Source organism: Xanthomonas sp. 3307, assembly GCF_014199735.1.
GTDB classification, from domain to species: Bacteria; Pseudomonadota; Gammaproteobacteria; order Xanthomonadales; family Xanthomonadaceae; genus Xanthomonas_A; species Xanthomonas_A rydalmerensis.
The window spans coordinates 16621-33997 of the sequence record NZ_JACHOG010000010.1 but is presented as its reverse complement, the minus strand read 5'-3'; the positions used below and the strand labels follow the sequence as shown (position 1 = coordinate 33997).

The 17377-nt window shown below is 68.0% G+C and carries 16 protein-coding genes; 12 read left to right on the top strand and 4 right to left on the bottom strand.

The features are described from left to right. Positions 1-94 precede the first annotated feature (94 nt). Together GGR64_RS18820 and GGR64_RS18815 are read right to left on the bottom strand one after the other, a co-directional pair. On the bottom strand, positions 95-496 hold the full coding sequence (locus GGR64_RS18820; RefSeq protein ID WP_160966811.1) for a VanZ family protein: 402 nt from the start codon (positions 494-496) through the stop codon (positions 95-97). Beyond that, complete coding sequence (locus GGR64_RS18815; RefSeq protein ID WP_160966809.1) at positions 496-1680, bottom strand: SAM-dependent methyltransferase; 1185 nt, start codon at positions 1678-1680, stop codon at positions 496-498. The genes GGR64_RS18820 and GGR64_RS18815 overlap by 1 nt, the downstream gene beginning before the upstream one ends. 54 nt (positions 1681-1734) lie before the next feature. Here GGR64_RS18815 and GGR64_RS18810 point away from each other — a divergent pair, with 54 nt between their 5' ends. Continuing rightward, on the top strand, positions 1735-2469 hold the full coding sequence (locus tag GGR64_RS18810; protein WP_184647735.1) for a pteridine reductase: 735 nt from the start codon (positions 1735-1737) through the stop codon (positions 2467-2469). A gap of 143 nt (positions 2470-2612) precedes the next feature. Here the strand turns inward: GGR64_RS18810 and folK are convergent, their stop codons facing one another. Next, complete coding sequence (gene folK / locus GGR64_RS18805; RefSeq protein WP_184647733.1) at positions 2613-3101, bottom strand: 2-amino-4-hydroxy-6-hydroxymethyldihydropteridine diphosphokinase; 489 nt, start codon at positions 3099-3101, stop codon at positions 2613-2615. Between the two features lie 730 nt (positions 3102-3831). Between folK and GGR64_RS18800 the strand changes: the two genes are divergently transcribed. The 11 genes from GGR64_RS18800 (at position 3832) to GGR64_RS18750 (ending at position 15627) form a co-directional block, all read left to right on the top strand. Continuing rightward, positions 3832-5742, top strand: coding sequence for a methyl-accepting chemotaxis protein (locus GGR64_RS18800; RefSeq protein ID WP_184647731.1), 1911 nt, complete (start codon positions 3832-3834; stop codon positions 5740-5742). A 59-nt stretch (positions 5743-5801) separates the two neighbouring features. Continuing rightward, positions 5802-7328 (top strand): chemotaxis protein CheW, encoded by a 1527-nt coding sequence (locus tag GGR64_RS18795; protein ID WP_221236287.1) that lies wholly within the window; start codon positions 5802-5804, stop codon positions 7326-7328. Next, positions 7325-8371: a chemotaxis-specific protein-glutamate methyltransferase CheB gene (gene cheB, locus GGR64_RS18790; protein ID WP_184647727.1), complete on the top strand. Its 1047-nt coding sequence runs from the start codon at positions 7325-7327 to the stop codon at positions 8369-8371. Before GGR64_RS18795 ends, cheB begins: the two co-directional genes overlap by 4 nt. Before the next feature lie 13 nt (positions 8372-8384). Further along, complete coding sequence (locus tag GGR64_RS18785) at positions 8385-8993, top strand: HEAT repeat domain-containing protein (RefSeq protein WP_184647725.1); 609 nt, start codon at positions 8385-8387, stop codon at positions 8991-8993. A gap of 1 nt (position 8994) precedes the next feature. Beyond that, positions 8995-9834 carry a protein-glutamate O-methyltransferase CheR gene (locus GGR64_RS18780; RefSeq protein WP_160966801.1) on the top strand — a complete coding sequence of 280 codons (840 nt, stop codon included), beginning with the start codon at positions 8995-8997 and terminating at the stop codon, positions 9832-9834. Then, entirely contained in the window at positions 9831-10202 is a 372-nt protein-coding gene (locus tag GGR64_RS18775) for a response regulator (protein ID WP_160966800.1), read from the top strand. The genes GGR64_RS18780 and GGR64_RS18775 overlap by 4 nt, the downstream gene beginning before the upstream one ends. After that, entirely contained in the window at positions 10199-12874 is a 2676-nt protein-coding gene (locus GGR64_RS18770; protein WP_184647723.1) for a chemotaxis protein CheA, read from the top strand. Before GGR64_RS18775 ends, GGR64_RS18770 begins: the two co-directional genes overlap by 4 nt. Continuing rightward, positions 12874-13110, top strand: coding sequence for a hypothetical protein (locus GGR64_RS18765; RefSeq protein WP_160966798.1), 237 nt, complete (start codon positions 12874-12876; stop codon positions 13108-13110). The genes GGR64_RS18770 and GGR64_RS18765 overlap by 1 nt, the downstream gene beginning before the upstream one ends. 19 nt (positions 13111-13129) lie before the next feature. Continuing rightward, positions 13130-13507 (top strand): response regulator, encoded by a 378-nt coding sequence (locus GGR64_RS18760; RefSeq protein WP_160966797.1) that lies wholly within the window; start codon positions 13130-13132, stop codon positions 13505-13507. 19 nt (positions 13508-13526) lie between these two features. Then, a complete protein-coding gene (locus GGR64_RS18755; protein ID WP_184647721.1) occupies positions 13527-14672 on the top strand; it encodes a methyl-accepting chemotaxis protein in 1146 nt (381 codons plus the stop codon). 115 nt (positions 14673-14787) lie between these two features. Beyond that, positions 14788-15627, top strand: coding sequence for a 20S proteasome subunit A/B (locus GGR64_RS18750; RefSeq protein WP_184647719.1), 840 nt, complete (start codon positions 14788-14790; stop codon positions 15625-15627). Positions 15628-15861: 234 nt separating this feature from the next. Here the strand turns inward: GGR64_RS18750 and GGR64_RS18745 are convergent, their stop codons facing one another. Next, complete coding sequence (locus GGR64_RS18745; protein WP_184447177.1) at positions 15862-17376, bottom strand: hybrid sensor histidine kinase/response regulator; 1515 nt, start codon at positions 17374-17376, stop codon at positions 15862-15864. Position 17377 lies beyond the last annotated feature (1 nt).

Here is a 17377-nt window from a genome sequence, read left to right as displayed (position 1 = left end):
GCCGGCACTCTAGGCTGCCGCGCGCCTGCCGCGCCTTGCGCGCGGCCGGGAATTCCACAACTTGGCCGACGCCGTAGACCGCGCGGCGACATCGTCAGCGACGGCGCAGGCTGCCGCGCTCCAGCCGCCAGAGCAGATCGCGCCACGGCGTGGCCGCGGTGGCCATGCCGGCCGCCACGCCCAGGGCATCGGCCAGCGCATCCAGCGGATCGGCCGAGCGCGTGGTGGTCCAGGCGCCCTGCGCGAACTCGATGCCCACGCCCAGCGCCAGCAGGCCCAGCGCAGCCCAGGCCCAGGCGCGTGGCCCGGCATAGACCTGCACCGCCGCGGCGGCCAGCAGCAGGTAGGCAATGAAGTGCTCGGCCTTGTCGCTGTCGGGCAGGTCCGACAATTGCGGCGGGTGCGGCATCATGCACACGTAGATCAGCACCGCGATGCCCAGCCACCACAGCCCCAGCCACAACCAGGGCCAACGGAAGGCGCGCACCGCCGCCATCACAGCCGCCAGGTCAGGTCGCCGGACAGGAACGCCGGTGCCAGCGACACGTCGCGCTCGAAGCCCATCACCTGGAAGCGCTCGCCCATCTCGCTGGGCAGGGTCAGCCGCTTCACCTGCTGGCGCAGACGCAGTTGCGCGGCTTCGTCGCCGCGCGCCTCGGCCTCGGCCAGCAGCGCGTCCAGGCCGTTACCGAGCAGGAAGCTGGCCTGGTTGCAGTAGCCGGCCAGGTCGAAGCCCGCTCCGGTGCCGGCCTCGGCCAGCGCGGTGAAGTCCACCGACGCGGTCAGGTCCTGCAGGCCCGGCCAGCGGTACGGGTCGGCGTGCGTGCGGTGCCGGTAGAACGCGCGCAAGGTGCCGTCGTCGCGCTCGGGCAGATAGAACTCGCGGCGCGGATAGCCGTAGTCCACGAACAGCATCGCGCCGCTGCGCAGGCCGCCGGCCACCGCCTGGATCCAGTACGGCAACTGCGGCAGCAGCTCGGAGCGGTAGCCGTCGGCGAACGGCACCTGCAGATAGCGCTCGATGTGCCGCACCGCCGCCGCCAGCAGCGGGTCGGCCGGCTGTTCGCCGCGGCGGAAGCGGCCCTCGCCGTCCAGGGTCACGGTCTCCTCGAACACTTCGCCGTCGCGCAGCGCGAAGCGCGGCGTCGGCAAGGCATCGATCACCTCGTTGGCGAACAGCACGCCGTTCCAGTCGTCGTCGAACGGCCGGTCCAGCCACTCCACCAGATCGAACACCGGCGGGATCAGCGTGCGCGCCAAGCGCTCGCGCTGGCGTTCGCGCAGGTCGGCACTGGGTTCCAGGATCGCGTAGCGCTCGGGCAACGCATCCAGCGCCAGCAGGCGCTTGAGCATGACCTCGGCGAAGGCGCCGCTGCCGCCGCCCACCTCCAGCATGCGTGCCTGCGGCCCGAGTTGTTGCAGCACCGGCGCCAATGCATTGGACACGGTCGCGGCGAACAGCGGCCCCAGTTCCGGCGCCGTGACGAAATCGCCCTCTTCGCCGAACTTGCTGCTGCCGGCGCTGTAGTAGCCGAGGCCGGGCGCGTACAGCGCCAGCTCCATGAAACGCGAGAAGGGAATGGCCCCGCCGGCGGCGGCGATCTCGGCGCGCACATGCGCGGCCAGGCGCTCGCTGTGGGCCAATGCGGTGGCATCGGGCAAAGGAAGGTCGGTGGGCATGCGGTGCCGGATTGCGTGGACAATGCACAGCATAGCCGAGCATGGAACCCGTACATGACCCAGACCAAAGTCGCCCTGATCACCGGCAGCGCGCGGCGCATCGGCGCCGGCATTGCCCGGCGCCTGCATGCGGCCGGCTACGACGTCGCCTTGCATGCGCACACCTCGCAGGCCGAGCTGCACGCGCTGGCGCAGGAACTGGAAACCGTGCGCACCGGCAGCACATTGACCCTGCAGGCCGATCTGCGCGACACCGCACGCCTGCCCGAGCTGGTGACGCGATGCGTGGCGCGTTTTGGCCGGCTCGATGCGCTGGTCAACAACGCCTCCAACTTCTATCCCACGCCATTGCATGACGCCACGCCAGCGCAGTGGGACGACCTGTTCGCGGTCAACGCGCGCGCCCCGCTGTTCCTGGCGCAGGCCGCGGCCCCGCAGCTGCGCCAGCATGGCGGCGCGATCGTCAACCTCACCGACCTGCACGCCGAACAGCCGCTGCGCGCGCATCCGCTGTACAGCGCGGCCAAGGCCGCCCTGGCGATGCTGACCCGCTCGCTGGCACTGGAACTGGCACCGCAGGTGCGGGTCAACGCCATCGCCCCCGGCGCGATCCTGTGGCCCGACGCCGGCAAGGACGCCGCCGCGCAACAGGCACTGCTGGCACGCACCCCGCTGGCGCGCACCGGCCAGGTCGAGGAAATCGCCGAGGCCGTGCGTTGGCTGCTCGACGACGCCAGCTTCGTCACCGGACAGACCTTGCGGCTGGATGGGGGGCGCGGGCTGATGTGAGGCCGGGATTGGGGATTCGGGATTGGGGATTCGCTGTGAAGCAGGGATTCGGGATGTAGGGATTCGGGATTCGCTTCAGGCAGCAGCAACGGCGAGAGCGCATCGGGTATCCGCTTTTGCGAATCCCCAATCCCGAATCCCCACTACTCAACCAACTCCACCACCTCGAACGCCTTGCCATGCTCCGCATGCGCCTGCCACAGCGCACCAAGGCGTTGGCCGCTGACAGGATCGACGAAGTCCGCGGCGATGTCGGCCAGCGGCTTGAGCACGAAGGCGTGGCGCAGCTCGGGGCGGGGGATGCGCAGGTGGCCGGGACCTTCGACGATGCGATCGCCGTAGAACACCACGTCGATATCCAGGGTGCGGTCGCTGAAGCGCGGGCCGCTGCGGTCGCGGCCGTGCGCATCCTCCAACGCGTGCAGCCAGGTATCCAGCGGCGCCAGCTCCCAATCGGTCTGCAGTGCCACTGCATTGTTGAGGAACGCCGGCCCATCGAAACCGACCGCTGCGGTGCGATAGGTCGGCGACACGACGATCGCGCCGAACTGCCGGCGCAGCGCCGCGATCGCCGCGGCCAGGTGGTGATGCGGGCGCAGGTTGCTGCCCAGGCTCAGAAGCACAGTGGTCATGCACTATTCGCGCATGCCGCGGCCGCGAGCGTCAACCGGCAAATGCGCTCGCCACCACGGCGCCGGGTCGCTGCCGACTGCTCCGCCCGTTGCGCGCGATAGAAGATCCATCGGATGCGCTCTGCGAACATGGCGATGCATGCGAAGCGCAGGCCTTCGGACGGTAAAGACGACACGCCCGTCGTCTCACCCTAGAGAACGTCACCCCGGATCGACCGTTCCCGGCGCCAGCACCGCTCGCGCCTGTGACCACGCGACAACACGGCCCGAGAGTTCAGCGCGCGACCGCGCGTCACGCCGGAACGGATGGCCCGGCCTCGATGCCGCGCGGAATCCTCATCGCCCGTCGCGGCGCCAACGCAGGGCGCGCAGGGCGGGCCTGTCATCTGCTGCAGCGAATGACCCCACGGAACAGCCCGCGGCCATGCCATGGCGTAACCGCGCGGGGCCGATACCCACGCGCTGCGGGTCGCATCACGGAGATCTGCTCATGCCCAACCAGACCAGCGTGCTATCGCAAAACGACACTCCGGCAGCCCATCACACCTTGCTCACAACAGCCCTAAAGGTCTCTGCTCACCCGCCGATACGTGAAGAGTTCGTCAAAATTGACCTCATTTTGTAAACAAATTGGCTTTACTTCACTAGTGTTTCAGATTTGTTCATAAATGCAGTCAGTCCGCAACTTGTCCATTCAAATCAAACACCTCCATCCTCCCAAGGACCCGTAATGGCACTCGTGAAACATTCCCAGAAGCAAGCCACCAGGGCGTCCGACGGCCCGCGTGCGACCACCACCCGCGATGCCGAAGCGCAGCGCAAGCGCGCCCGCACCCTGGCCAAGCAGCAGCAGGCCGCCGAGCGCATCGCCGCGGCGACGACGCAACTGGCCTCGGGAATCAACGAGGCCGCCGCGGCGGCCGAAGAACTGAAGCGGGCCTCCGATCAGATCGCCGCCGGCGCGGAAGAAGCGAGCAGCGGCGCGCAGGAATCATTGGCCGCCTTCAAGCTGATGGACGACGCCATCGCCCGCCAGCGCCACAACGCGGACCTGAGCCAGGCGCGGGTGGAATCCACGCAGGCGCTGGTGGCACGCGCCAACACCGACATCATCAGTCTGGTCGCCAACGTCGGCTTCGTCGCGCAACGCCAGGCCGCCTCGGTGCAGCGGGTGCAGGAACTGGAGCAGCAGGCCGCCAACATCGGCGACATCGTCAAGGCGGTGGTACGCATCGCCGACCAGACCAACCTGCTGGCGCTCAACGCCGCGATCGAGGCGGCCCGTGCCGGCAAGCATGGCAAGGGCTTTGCCGTGGTCGCCGACGAGGTGCGCACGCTGGCCGAGACCTCGGAGAAGAGCGCCAAGCAGATCCAGGACCTGGTCGGACAGATCCAGCAGGAAGTGAAGGTGGTGGCCGAGGGCATCAACACCTCCGCGACCTCCATCGAAAGCGAAGTGGCCAAGGGCCGCACGATCACCGAACAGCTCGAGCAGATCCGCAAGGACGCCATCGAGGTCGCCGCCGGCGCCACCGAGATCGCCAATGGCGCGCAGCAGTCCGCCAGCGCCACCCAGCAGGCGCTGAAGGGGTCGGAGAACATCGCCGCGGCGGCCGAGGAGCAGTCGGCGGCGGCCGAGGAATCGGCCAAGACCGTGGCCGAACAGTCGCGTGCCCTGAGCGAGTGCGAGCAGACCACGCAGGCGCTGTCGGAACTGTCCGAGGACCTGAAGAGTTCCACCGATGTGGCCAAGAGCGCCGAGGAAGTGGCCTCGGCCGCCGAAGAGCTGTCCTCGGCGGTGCAGGAGATCAACCGTTCCAGCGCGCAGATCCTGACCGCGATCGACCAGATCCGCCGCGGTGCGCAGGTGCAGGCGGCCAGCGTCGAAGAAGCGGCCACGGCGGTCGCGCAGATCGAAAGCGGCCTGACGATCGCGCAGAACCGCGCGCAGACCAGCAACGAGCGCGTGATCGCGATCAAGGGGCTGATGGCGGTCAACAAGAGCGCGGTCGATACGCTCATCGCCGGCATCGGCCAGTCGGCCGAAGCCACCCGCATCAGCATCCGCCAGATCACCGAACTGGAGCTGGTGTCGCGGCGCATCGACAAGATCGTCGACGCCATCACCACCGTCTCGATCCAGACCAACATGCTGGCGGTCAACGGTGCGATCGAAGCCGCACGTGCCGGCGAGTTCGGCAAGGGCTTCGTGGTCGTGGCCACCGACATCCGCAACCTGGCCCACGATTCGGCCGAGAACGCCGACCGCATCAAGGACCTGGTGAAGGCGGTGCAGGACCAGATCGGCGTGGTCGGCCGCGACCTCAACGAGATCGTCACCACCACCTTCAACGAAGCCGAAAAGGCCAAGGTCAGCACCGCCAACCTGATCCAGATCGAGACCGACATCACCGCCGCGGAAGCCGGCATCGCCGAGGTGCTGGCCAGCGCCAACGACATCGCCACCGCGATCTCCCAGGTGCGGACCGGCATGACCCAGATCTCGGCGGCGGCGCAGCAGGCCGAAAAAGCCGCCAGCGAGTCCGCCGCCGCCGCCCAGCAGCAGTCGCAAGGCACCGAAGAACTGGCCGCCGCCATCGAGGAGATTTCCTCGCTGGCCGACGAACTGCAAAGCGCGTGAGCGCCAGCGAGGGTCTTATGAGCAACGATCCTTCTTCGCAAGCCGCAGCGGCTGCGCGAATGGACGACGACGCGTCGGACGCCGAGGGCGCCGGCACGTCCAGCGGGCGCCTGTTCGTCACCTTCCTGGTCGGCAGCGAGGTCTTCGCGGTGGACATGGCGCCGGTGCAGGAAATCATCCGCGTCCCGGACATGGTCCGCGTGCCGCTGGCGCCGCCGGCGCTGGACGGCCTGGCCAACCTGCGCGGCCGGGTGTTGCCGATCATCAGCCTGGCGCGCGTGTTCGGTCTGCCCGAACGCCCGGCCGACGACAGTTCGCGTGCGGTGGTGATCGACCTGGGGCAGCCGCTGGGCTTCGTGGTCGACCGTGTCGCCAGCGTGGTGGAGGTGCAGCCGGATTCCATCCAGGACATCGGCGAGATCAGCGCCACCGTCAACAGCGAGCTGCTGTCGGGCCTGCTCAAGGACGTGGGCGGGCACCAGATGGTGATGGTGCTGGATTTCGCCCGCCTGATCGCCAGCCAGTTCGGCACCATCGGCGCGCTGGTCCGGCATGCCGGCAGCGCCGGCTTCGTCGAGGACGCGCGCGACGAGGAAGACGACGCCAACAACGATCAACTGCAGTTGGTCAGCTTCGAGGTCGCCGGGCAGGAATACGCCATCGGCATCGAGCAGGTGCAGGAAATCGTGCAGGTCCCGGAACACCTGGTGCAGGTCCCGCACTCGCAGCAGCACGTGCTTGGCGTGATGACGCTGCGCCAGCGGCTGCTGCCACTGGTGTCGCTGCGCAGCCTGTTCGGCCTGCCCAGGCAGGGCGTCAACGAACGCAGCCGCATCGTGGTGATCAACAGCGGGCACCTGTCCGTCGGCGTGGTGATGGACAGCGTCAAGGAAGTCCTGCGCGTGCACCGGAGCGCGGTGGACCAGGTCCCGGCGCTGCTGGCGCGCGGCGGCGACATGGCCGAGATCAGCCAGATCTGTCGCCTGGACCAGGGACAGCGCCTGGTGTCGATCATCGAAGCGAGCAAGTTGTTCGACCACTCGAAGATAAAGGAAGCCCTGCACATGGATCTTTCCCGCCAGAACGACGCCGCCGACGAACTGCTCGACGAGGAAATCGACGACGAAGAGCAGGTGGTGGTGTTCCACCTGGACGCGGAAGAGTTCGCCGTGCCGATCGCCAGCGTGCAGGAAATCGTGCGCGTGCCGGCGGAACTGACCCGGGTCCCGCGGACGCCGGCTTTCGTCGAAGGCGTGATCAACCTGCGCGGCGCCGTGCTGCCGGTGATCGACCAGCGCCGGCGGCTGGGCCTGGCCCGCGTGGACCGTGACGACCGGCAGCGGATCATGGTGTTCCTGCTCGGCGGCGTGCGCACCGGCTTCATCGTCGATGCCGTCACCGAAGTGCTGAAGCTGCCGCGCCAGGCGATCGAACCGGCGCCGCAGCTGAGCGAGGAGCAGGCCAACCTGATCACCCGCGTCGCCAACCTGGAGAAGCAGCGCCGCCTGATCCTGCTGATCGAGCCGGAGCGGCTGCTGCCGCACAGCGACCTGCAAGCGCTGGAACACCTGAGCGAGGCGGCGTGATCAAGCTGCTCATCGTCGACGACTCGGCGCTGATGCGGCGCAAGTTGTCCACCCTGTTCGAGCAGGCCGGCGGCTTCGAGATCCGCCTGGCGCGCAACGGCAGGGAAGCGGTCGAGGAAAACCGTGCGTTCCTGCCGGACGTGGTGACGCTGGACATCAACATGCCGGAAATGGACGGACTTACCGCCCTGTCGCTGGTGATGGCCGAGCGCCCCACCCCGGTGGTGATGCTCTCCTCGCTGACGGTGAAAAGCGCGCTGGCCACCTTCGAGGCATTCGCGCTGGGTGCGGTGGACTGCGTCGCCAAGCCGGACGGCACCATTTCGCTGCACCTGGAGCGGATCGAAGAAGAGCTGCTGAGCAAGGTCAAGCAGGCCGCGCGCGCGCGGCCGCGGACAGCGCGCGCCACGCCGGCGCCCAAGCCGAAAGCGGCGATGCCGGTGCCCAAGCCGGCCGCCGCACCGCGGCGCGAAGGCGGCCTGGTGCTGATCGGGGTGTCCACCGGCGGGCCGCGCACGCTGGAAGACATCCTGCCGCTGCTGCCGGCGGACTTCCCCTGGCCGGTGCTGATCGCACAGCACATGCCGGCGGCGTTCACCGGCCTGTTCGCGCAACGCCTGGATCGCATCTGCGCACTGCAGGTACACGAAGTGGCCGAACCGATGCCGCTGGTGCCCGGCAACGTCTATATCGCCCGCGGCGGTGGCGATGTAGTGGTGAGCAAGCGCCGCGACCAGCGCGTGGCCCTGCCGCAGCCGGCGCATCCGCAGCACCTGTGGCATCCATCGGTGGAACTGCTCGGGCGCTCAGCCCTGCAGCACTACCCGGCGCGCGAACTGGTCGCGGTGATGCTCACCGGCATGGGCCACGACGGCGCCGAGGCGTTCGCCGAGATCCATCGCGGCGGCGGGCTCACGGTCGCCGAATCGGAGGAGTCGGCCGTCGTGTTCGGGATGCCGGAACGGCTGATCCAGCAAGGCGGCGCCGATCGGGTGCTGCCGGCCAACCGGATCGCCAAGCAACTCGTCGAATGGCTTCACTAACAGGATTCCCCCGATGCCGCTGATTCCTTCCCGCGCCGCCCTCCCCACCGACAGCGGAACCGACTACGCCGACCTGCTGGCGCAACTCGCTGCCGACTCGGCAGCACAGCGTCGTACTGCCGCCCGTGAATTGCAGGCGCACCCCGATGCCGCCGCAGCGCTGGTCGCGCAGTTGCAGAACGAGAGCAGCCCCAGCGTGCGCGAAGCGATCCTGCTGACGCTGGCACACCTGCGCGATTCGGTTGCGCTGCAGGGCCTGGTGGACTGCCTGCGCAGCGAAGACGCCGCGCTGCGCAACGAAGCCATCGCGGCGATGCAGCAGTTGCCGGAGGAAGTGGCGCCGCTAATGAGCCAATTGCTGACCGACCCCGATTCGGACGTGCGCATCTTCGCGGTGAACATCCTCGAATCCTTGCGCCATCCGGAGATCGAGGAGTGGCTGCTGCAGGTCATCGAGCAGGACGCGCACAGCAACGTCTGCGCCACCGCGGTCGACCTGCTCGGCGAAGTCGGCAGCGCGCGCGCGCGCGGGCCGCTGCAGCGGCTGAAGCAACGCTTTCCGGACGACCCGTTCATCCGCTTCGCGGCCGACCTCGCCCTGCAACGCCTGGAAGCCCCGTGACATGAGCATGTCGCTGAGCGACGCGGACTTCCACAAGTTCCGCGAATTCTTCTACCGCAAGACCGGCATCCGCTTCGACGACAGCAAGCGCTACTTCGTCGACAAGCGCCTGCTGGACCGTATCCGCGACACCGACAGCGGCGATTTCCGCAACTATTTCGTGACCCTGCGCTTCGAAGCCTCCGGGCAGGAGCTGCAGACGCTGACCAACCTGATGACGGTCAACGAAACGTACTTCTTTCGCGAGGAGTATCAGTTCCGCTGCCTGGTCCGGTCGCTGATGGAGGAGATCGTCGCGCGCAAGACCGATCGCAAGCCGATCCGGATCTGGTCGCTGCCGTCCTCGTCCGGCGAGGAGCCCTACTCCATCGCGCTGTATCTGCTCGAGTACTGGAACCGCATCAACGACTGGGACGTGGAAATCATCGCATCGGACATCGACACCGCGATCCTGCGCCAGGCGCAGCAGGGCCTGTTCAGCGCGCGCTCCATCCAGCATCTGCCCCCCAGCGTCCTGCAGCGGTATTTCGAGAAACAGGCCGACGGCTTCCAGCTCTGCGACGACGTGCGCGATGCGGTCCGCTTCACCCGCGTCAACCTGATGGATGCGGACGACGTGCGCGGCCACGACAGCTTCGACGTGGTGTTCTGCCGCAACCTGCTGATCTATTTCGACGACCTGTCGCGACGCCGGGCCGCGGAGACCTTCTACGAGGCGCTGGTGCCGGGCGGCTTCGTCTGCCTGGGGCATTCGGAGTCGATGAGCCGCATCTCGTCCTTGTTCCGCGTTCGCAAGTTCCCCGAAGCGATCGTCTACCAGAAGCCCTTGGAGGACCGGTGAAACGCATCCTGATCATCGACGACGCCGCGACCGTGCGGCTGTATCACCGCAGCATTCTGGAAAGCGCCGGGCACGGCGTGGAAGAAGCGATCAACGGCATCGAGGCGCTGGAGAAGGCCTTGTGTGCGCCCTACGACCTCTACCTGGTCGACGTCAACATGCCCAAGCTCGACGGCTACGGCTTCCTGCGCGAACTGCGCGACCAACCGATTCCGCAGGCGCCGGCGCTGATGATCTCCACCGAGTCCGATCCGATCGACGAGCGCAAGGCCTACGCCGCGGGCGCCAACTTCTATCTGGTCAAGCCGGCCAAGCCGGAAGAACTGCTGATCTATGCCGGCCTGCTGCTCGGGGAGATCGCCGCGTGAATCCCCTGCTCGCCCAGTTCATCGCCGAGTCGCGCGACCTGCTGCAATCGATCGGCCAACATCTGATCGAGATGGAGCTGGCGCCGGACGACGACGCCCTGATGAACGAACTGTTCCGCATGGTGCATACCCTCAAGGGCAACAGCGGCCTGTTCGAACTGCCCGGCATGACCTGGCTGCTGCACGCGGCCGAGGATCTGATGGATGCGGTGCGCCACGGGCGCGTGGCCTACTCGCGCGACCTCGCCGATACGCTGCTCGAGGCGATGGACGAGGTCGCGGCGCAACTGGACCTGCTCGAAGAGGGCGCCGAACGCATCGCCGAGTCCGCGGCCACCCGGCAGCTGGCGGCGGGACTGCGGGCCCTGATGGACACCGACACCGCCCACGCCCGGGTGACGACGGCGCACGACGCGCCACACGTGCAGGGCGCACAGGACACCGAGCCGAGCGTCGATGCGCAGCTTCAGGCCGAACTGCAGCAGATGCCCGAAACGCTGCGCATGCAGCTGTTCCGCGAGGCCTGCGCCGGCGCGACGCTGCACTGGGTGGTGTACCAGCCCGAACCGGATTGCTTCTTCAAGGGCGAGGATCCGCTGCACCTGATGCGGCAGATCCCGGACACGCACTGGACGCGCGTGCAGCCGCTGGCGCCCTGGGCGCCGCCGACCGAACTGGACATCTATCGCTGCCAAGTGGTGTTCCACGCGCTCAGCAGCGCCAGCGCCGAGGCGTTGGACCACCTGTTCCGCTATGTCACCGAGCAAGTCGTGCGGCACTCGGTGCCGGCAGCGGCGCTGGTCGTGGCGCAGGGACAGCCTGGCGCCTGGGCCGACGATGCGGCATTCCAGCAGGACGCGCTGGCGGTGCTGGAGGGCGGCGACCTGTCCGCGTTGCGCCAGCACGTGCAGGCACGCCTGGAGCAGTGCCCGGAAACCTCGTGCAGCGCCTCGGCGTTGCGCTGGCTGGACCTGCTGCTGGACTGCGCCGTGCCCGATGTGGCGCTGTTGCGGCGGGTGCTGCGGCAAGACGATGCGGTCGCGCAGAGCGCGGCCGCCGCCGTCGCCCTGTCGCCGGCGCAGCAGATCGCCTTGCGCAACCTGATCCAGGCGCAACGCCAGATCCTGGGCCAGGCCGATCCGCTGTCGCCGGGCAGTCTGCTCGGCGTCGGCGCGACGCTGTCGGCCTGCTGCGCCGCCAGCGGCCAGACCGCACTGCAGCCAGCGCTGACCGATGCCCTGGACATGAGCCTGGTCAGCCACTCGGCACAACCGCTGCTGGACTGGCTGGAGCGCCATGCCCGGCAGTTGCCCACAGCCGCCGCGGCGACGCAACCCGACACGCCACCCGCTGTGGACGCAACGCCCGTCGTCACCCGCGACGCGACGCCCGCGCTGCCTGCAACGACGACGCAACCCGCCGATACGATCGCCGCGCCAACGGCGCCATCATCGGGTGCCGACGCCGGCGCACGGCGCAGCGAAGAAGGCGGCCAGGGCTCGCGCATCCTGAAAGTCGACCAGGCCCGCATCGATCGGCTGATGGACCTGATCGGCGAGATCGTGGTCGCCAAGAACGGGCTGCCCTACCTGGCATCGCGTGCCGAGGAGCACTACCGCGTGCGCGAACTCGGCCGCGAGATCAAGGCGCAGTACGCGGTCATCAACCGGATCGCCGAGGAGTTGCAGGACGCGATCATGCAGGTGCGCATGCTGCCGCTGTCGTTCATCTTCCAGCGCTTTCCGCGCCTGGTGCGCGACATCTCGCGCAAGCTGGGCAAGGAGGTGGAACTGGTGATCGAGGGCGAAGACACCGAGGCCGACAAGAACATCGTCGAAGCGCTGGCCGATCCGTTGATCCACATCCTGCGCAACAGCCTCGATCATGGACTGGAAACGCCCGAGCAGCGTCGCGCCGCCGGCAAGCCGGCGGTCGGGCGCCTGTTGATCCGCGCCCAGCAGGAAGCCGACCGCGTGCTCATCGAGATCAGCGACGACGGCCGCGGCATCGATCCGCACGTCATCAAGCGCAAGGCGTATGCCAAGGGCCTGATCAGCGAAGCGGCGCTGGACAACCTCAGCGACGTGGACGCGCAACGGCTGATCTTCACACCAGGCTTTTCCACCGCCGAGACGGTGTCCGATCTGTCGGGCCGCGGCGTGGGCATGGACGCGGTGCGCTCGGCGATCGAGAAGGTCAACGGCAGCATCGGCCTGGACAGCACCCCGGGCAAGGGCACGCGCCTGCGACTGACGCTGCCACTGTCGATGGCGGTCAGCAATGTGATGGTGATCGAGACCGCCGGACAGATCTTCGGCATCCCCATGGACCAGGTCGTGGAGACCGTGCGCGTGCCGCAGTCGTCGGTGCGCACCATCAAGCAACAGCGCACCGCCACGTTGCGCGACCGCATCGTGCCGTTGGTGGCCCTCAACGACCTGCTGGCGCTGGACGCGCCGCCACGCCCGAACGCCGATGACGCGCTGGCCACCCTGGTGGTGCGCGTGGAAGGCGAACACGTCGGCATCCTCGTCGACGACTTCCGCGCCACCACCGACATCCTCCTCAAGCCGATGAGCGGCGTGCTTGCCGGACTCGGCGGCTACGCCGGCTCGGCCCTGCTCGGCGACGGCTCGGTGCTGATGGTCCTCAATCCCAAGGAGCTGCTCTGATGCCCATCGCGTATCGCAAGCGCTCCGCCACCCTGGCCGGCGTGGTCAGCGTGGAAGACGCCGAAACGCTGCTGGCGTGGCTACAGGCCAACCGCAATGCCAAGCTCAATTGCGCCGACTGCGAACACCTGCATACCGCGGTGCTGCAGGCGTTGATGGCGACGCAGGCCGGCGTGTCCGCCTGGCCAAAGGACTCCCAATTGCGGCAATGGCTGCATTCCGCCCTCCATCCCTGATTCAAGGAACCCCCACCCAATGTCCAAATCCATCCTCCTTGTCGACGATTCAGCCACGATGCTCATGAGTCTGCGCAGCAGCCTGGAGCTGTCCGGCGGATTGACCGTGGAGACCGCCAGCGACGGCGTGCAGGCGCTCAAGCGCCTGCGCAGCGGGCCGCGCCCGGACCTGATCATCACCGATATCAACATGCCCAACATGGACGGCCTGGAACTGATCCGCCAGGCACGCCAACTGCCTGGCTTGCGCTTCACGCCGCTGCTGGTACTTAGCACGGAAAGCCAGCAGACTCGGCGTGACGAAGCCAAGACCCTGGGCGCGACCGGCTGGCTGGTCAAGCCGGTCGCCCCCACCGAGCTTCTGCAGGTGATCAAACAGGTGCTGCCCGGCGCATAGCCGAAAGGACGCTTCTCCCATGCTAGCCCCCGCTTCCTCTCCCGATCCGCTGGCGCGCTTCCGACGGCACCTGCTGTGCGGCCTCGCCGTGCTGGTGCCCTGGCAATGGCTTGGCTGCTGGCTCCTGCTCGGCCATGCCAGCGGCCGTCCGCTGCTGCAGGCCACGCTCGCCGCCGGCATCGCCGTGCTCGGCGCCGCCGTACTGGCGCTGTGGCTGTTCCGGCTGCCGTTCGCGGGCTGGCGCGAACTGAAAGCGAGCGCGTCGCAAGGCCGCGTGTTGGCGCACAACCAGCGCGTCGACGCCGAGGCCGGGGCGAAACTGGATGTGGCGATGCACGAGCGCCTGCAGGACGTGATCCAGGAAACCGAGCATTCGGCCTTGAACATCCTTCGCAAGCTGGAGTCGCTGCGCAAGCATTCCGATGAACTGCTGCAATACCTGCACAACTCGGCGCACAACAACGTGAGCCTGCAGGACGATATCGTCGCCAGCACCAAGCTGATCGAGGAAACCGGCGAATTTCTTCTGGCGCTGCCGCAAATGCTGTCCAACGAGTACGCCAATGTGCATCGGCTGGTGGACGAGATCGGCGCGCTCGGCGATCTGGTCAAACTGGTGCGCGAAATCAGTGCGCAGACCAACCTGCTCGCGCTCAACGCGTCGATCGAGGCGGCCCGGGCCGGCGAAGCCGGGCGTGGCTTCGCGGTCGTCGCCGAGGAGGTCCGCAACCTCGCCAACCGCTCGGCCAACGCGGCGCAGTTGGTGCAGAAGAACATCGAGCAGGCACAACGCCTGGCGATGGACAGCTTCGCCCTGGAAAGCCAGCTGAAGGAAAGCGTGCCGCTGCGCAACGCCTGCAAGCTGGCGAGCACCGTCGCGGAACTGCGGGCCAGCTATGTCGACCTGCGGTCGTTCCACAACACCCTGACCGCCAACGCCACAACGCACAACCAGGAGCTGGCCAACGGCATCGTCGATCTGCTGGGCGACATCCAGTACCAGGATGTGGTCCGGCAGCGGCTGGAGCGCATCCAGACGGTGCTGCGGCAGCGCAGCAGCGGCGACGTCGGCGACCCCAGCGCCCTGGTCGCGCAGTACCTCAGCCAGGACGGCCACCACGCACGCTACGGCCAGGCCGGGGTGCAACGCATCGAGCTGTTCTGATGGATGTACAGGGCGCCCCGAGCCCGCTCCGGGCCACCCGGTTGCCGCCAGCAACGGTAGCCAAGTCAGAGCCACCCCGCATAGAATCGGGACGTACCTGGTTTTTGGCAGCGCCATGACATATTGCGTCGGCATCGAAGTGGACGAAGGCCTGGTCTTCGCCGCTGACACGCGTACCAACGCCTCGCTGGACGACGTCCGCGTGCATCGCAAGCTGCACGTGTTCGAGTATCCGGGCCAGGCGGTGTTCGCCCTGATGTCGGCCGGCAACCTGGCGACCACGCAGCTGACCCTCTCGCGCCTGCAGCGCGACGCCGACGATCCCGACGCGCCGCGCAGCCTGCGCACCTTCCGGCATCTGTTCGAGGTCGCCGAGTACGTCGGCGAAGTGCTGGCGTCCAGCCAGATCAAGCTCTCCGAGCAGTCGCAGAACAGCGGCGTCAACGTGCAGTCGACGCTGATCCTGGGCGGGCAGATCGCCGGCGAACGGCCCGGGCTGTACATGATCTATCCGCTCGGCAACGCCATCGCCACCTCGCCGGAGACGCCGTATCTGCAGATCGGCGAATCCAAGTACGGCAAGCCGATCCTGGACCGCATCATCCGCTCGGAGATGCAACTGGAGGACGCCGCGCGCACTGCGCTGGTGTCGCTGGACTCGACGATCCGTTCCAACCTGTCGGTGGGCATGCCGATCGATGTGGCGCTGATCCGCCGCAACGACCTGCGCGTCACCGAGCGCATGCGCCTGGAAGCCGATACCCCGCTGTACGCCGAGATCCACGACACCTGGTCGCGCAAGCTGGAAAACGCCGTGCGCACCCTGCCGCGCTTCCCCTGGGAACCGGCGCTGGCCGCCGATCACGACGACACCTCCCGCGACACCCTGCCGCCCCTGCCCCCGCGTCGCGCCCCGGCCCGCCGCGACCCGGAAGACCAGTCGGCGCAGCAGTGAAAGGCTGGGATTGGGGAGTTGGGATTGGGGGTTGGCTGTGAAGCAGGGATTCGGGATTTAGGGATTAGGGATTCGTTTCAGGCAACAGCAACGGCGAGGCCAGCGTCATCGCGGAAATCGCAGAGAGGTTCAAACAGGCGCTATCAGACCAGCGCAACCCGCTTCTGCGAATCCCCAATCCCGACTCCCGAATCCCCGCTTCACAACGAATCCCCAATCCCCAATCCCAGCTCCTCAACCGCTTTCGAGGGCATGCGCCACCGCACGGAACACGCGCTGCATTTCCAGCGGCTTGCGTAGGACGTGCACGGCGATGTCGGCGGGGAAGTGGTCGCGTTCCAGGTGGGTGCCGGTGTCCTCGAGCACGATCGCCGGGCCCTGGTAGCCCAGGTCCTGCAGCGCCAGCAGCAGGCGCACCGCCGACAGCAGGATGATGTCGCTGTCGACGATCATCAGATCCGGCAGGCCGTGCTCCTCGACGTCGCGCAGCGCGGCGGCGCCGTCGGACGCCAGTTGCGGACGATAGCCCTGGCTGGACAGCGCATTGCCGAGCAGCGACAGCCGCGTGGCCTCGCCGTCGACCAGCAGCACGCGCTGGCCCTTGCCCATCGGCAACGACAACTCCGGTTCGGCCGATGGCGCCGTCGCGCGCAGCGGCATCAGCATTTCGAAGCAGGTGCCCTCGCCCGGCGTGCTGTCCACGCCGATCTGGCCGCCGTAGCTCTCGACGATGCGCTTGCACGAGATCAGGCCCAGGCCGGTACCGTCCGGCTTGGTGGTGAAGAACGGGCTGAACAGCCGCGCCTGAGTCTCCGCGTCCATGCCGATGCCGCTGTCGCGGACCAGGATGCGCACCTGCTCGCTGCCGTCGGCGCCGATCGCCGGCGTCGCCGACAAGCTGAGCTGGCCGCCGTCCGGCATCGCCTGGATCGCGTTGAGGCCGAGGTTGAGCAGGCACTGCTGCAGCTCGGTGTAATTGGCCTCGATCGACAGTGTCGGATCGGCCACGTCCACCTTCAGCGTCACCCGCTCCGGCAGGCTGCTCTTGAGCAGCATCTGCACCGCCTGGAACAGCTCGGCCAGGCGCACCGGCTCGCTGGGCGTGCGCGAGCCGCGCACGAACGACAGCATCGACTCGGCCATCTCATGGCCGCGCCGGCCGCACTCTGCGATGACGTCGGCCAGATGCCGCAGTTGCGGATCGTCGCTGCGCCCGACGATCAGTTCCGGCACGATCAGCAGCGGCTGCAGGATGTTGCGCAGGTCGTGACTGAGACCGGCGGCGAGCAGGGCCAGGCTCTCGAGCCGCTGCGCGCGCATCAGTTCGCGCTCCACCCGCTGCCGCTCGCGTTCGGTGCGGGCCTCGCGGATCGCGCGCGCCACCGCCGACGGCAGACGCGTGGGGTTGTGCTTGATGATGTAGTCGTTGGCGCCGTCGCGCAGCGCCTCCACCGCGGTCTCCTCGCCGATGGTGCCGGAGACGAAGATGAAGGGCACCGCGTTGCCGTCCTCGCGCACCACCCGCAGCGCCTCGTGCCCGGAGAAACCGGGCATGCTCAGGTCCGACAGCACGATGTCCGGGGCGAACTCGCCGAGCGCCTCGCGCAGCGCCGGCTCGCTTTCCACGCGGCGGAACACCGCCTCCAGGCCGGCCTCCAGCAGCTGATCGGACAGCAGCTCGGCATCCTCCGGCGAATCCTCCACCATGAGGATCCGGATCGGGCCAAGCCTGGGGCCGGTGGTGGGCATG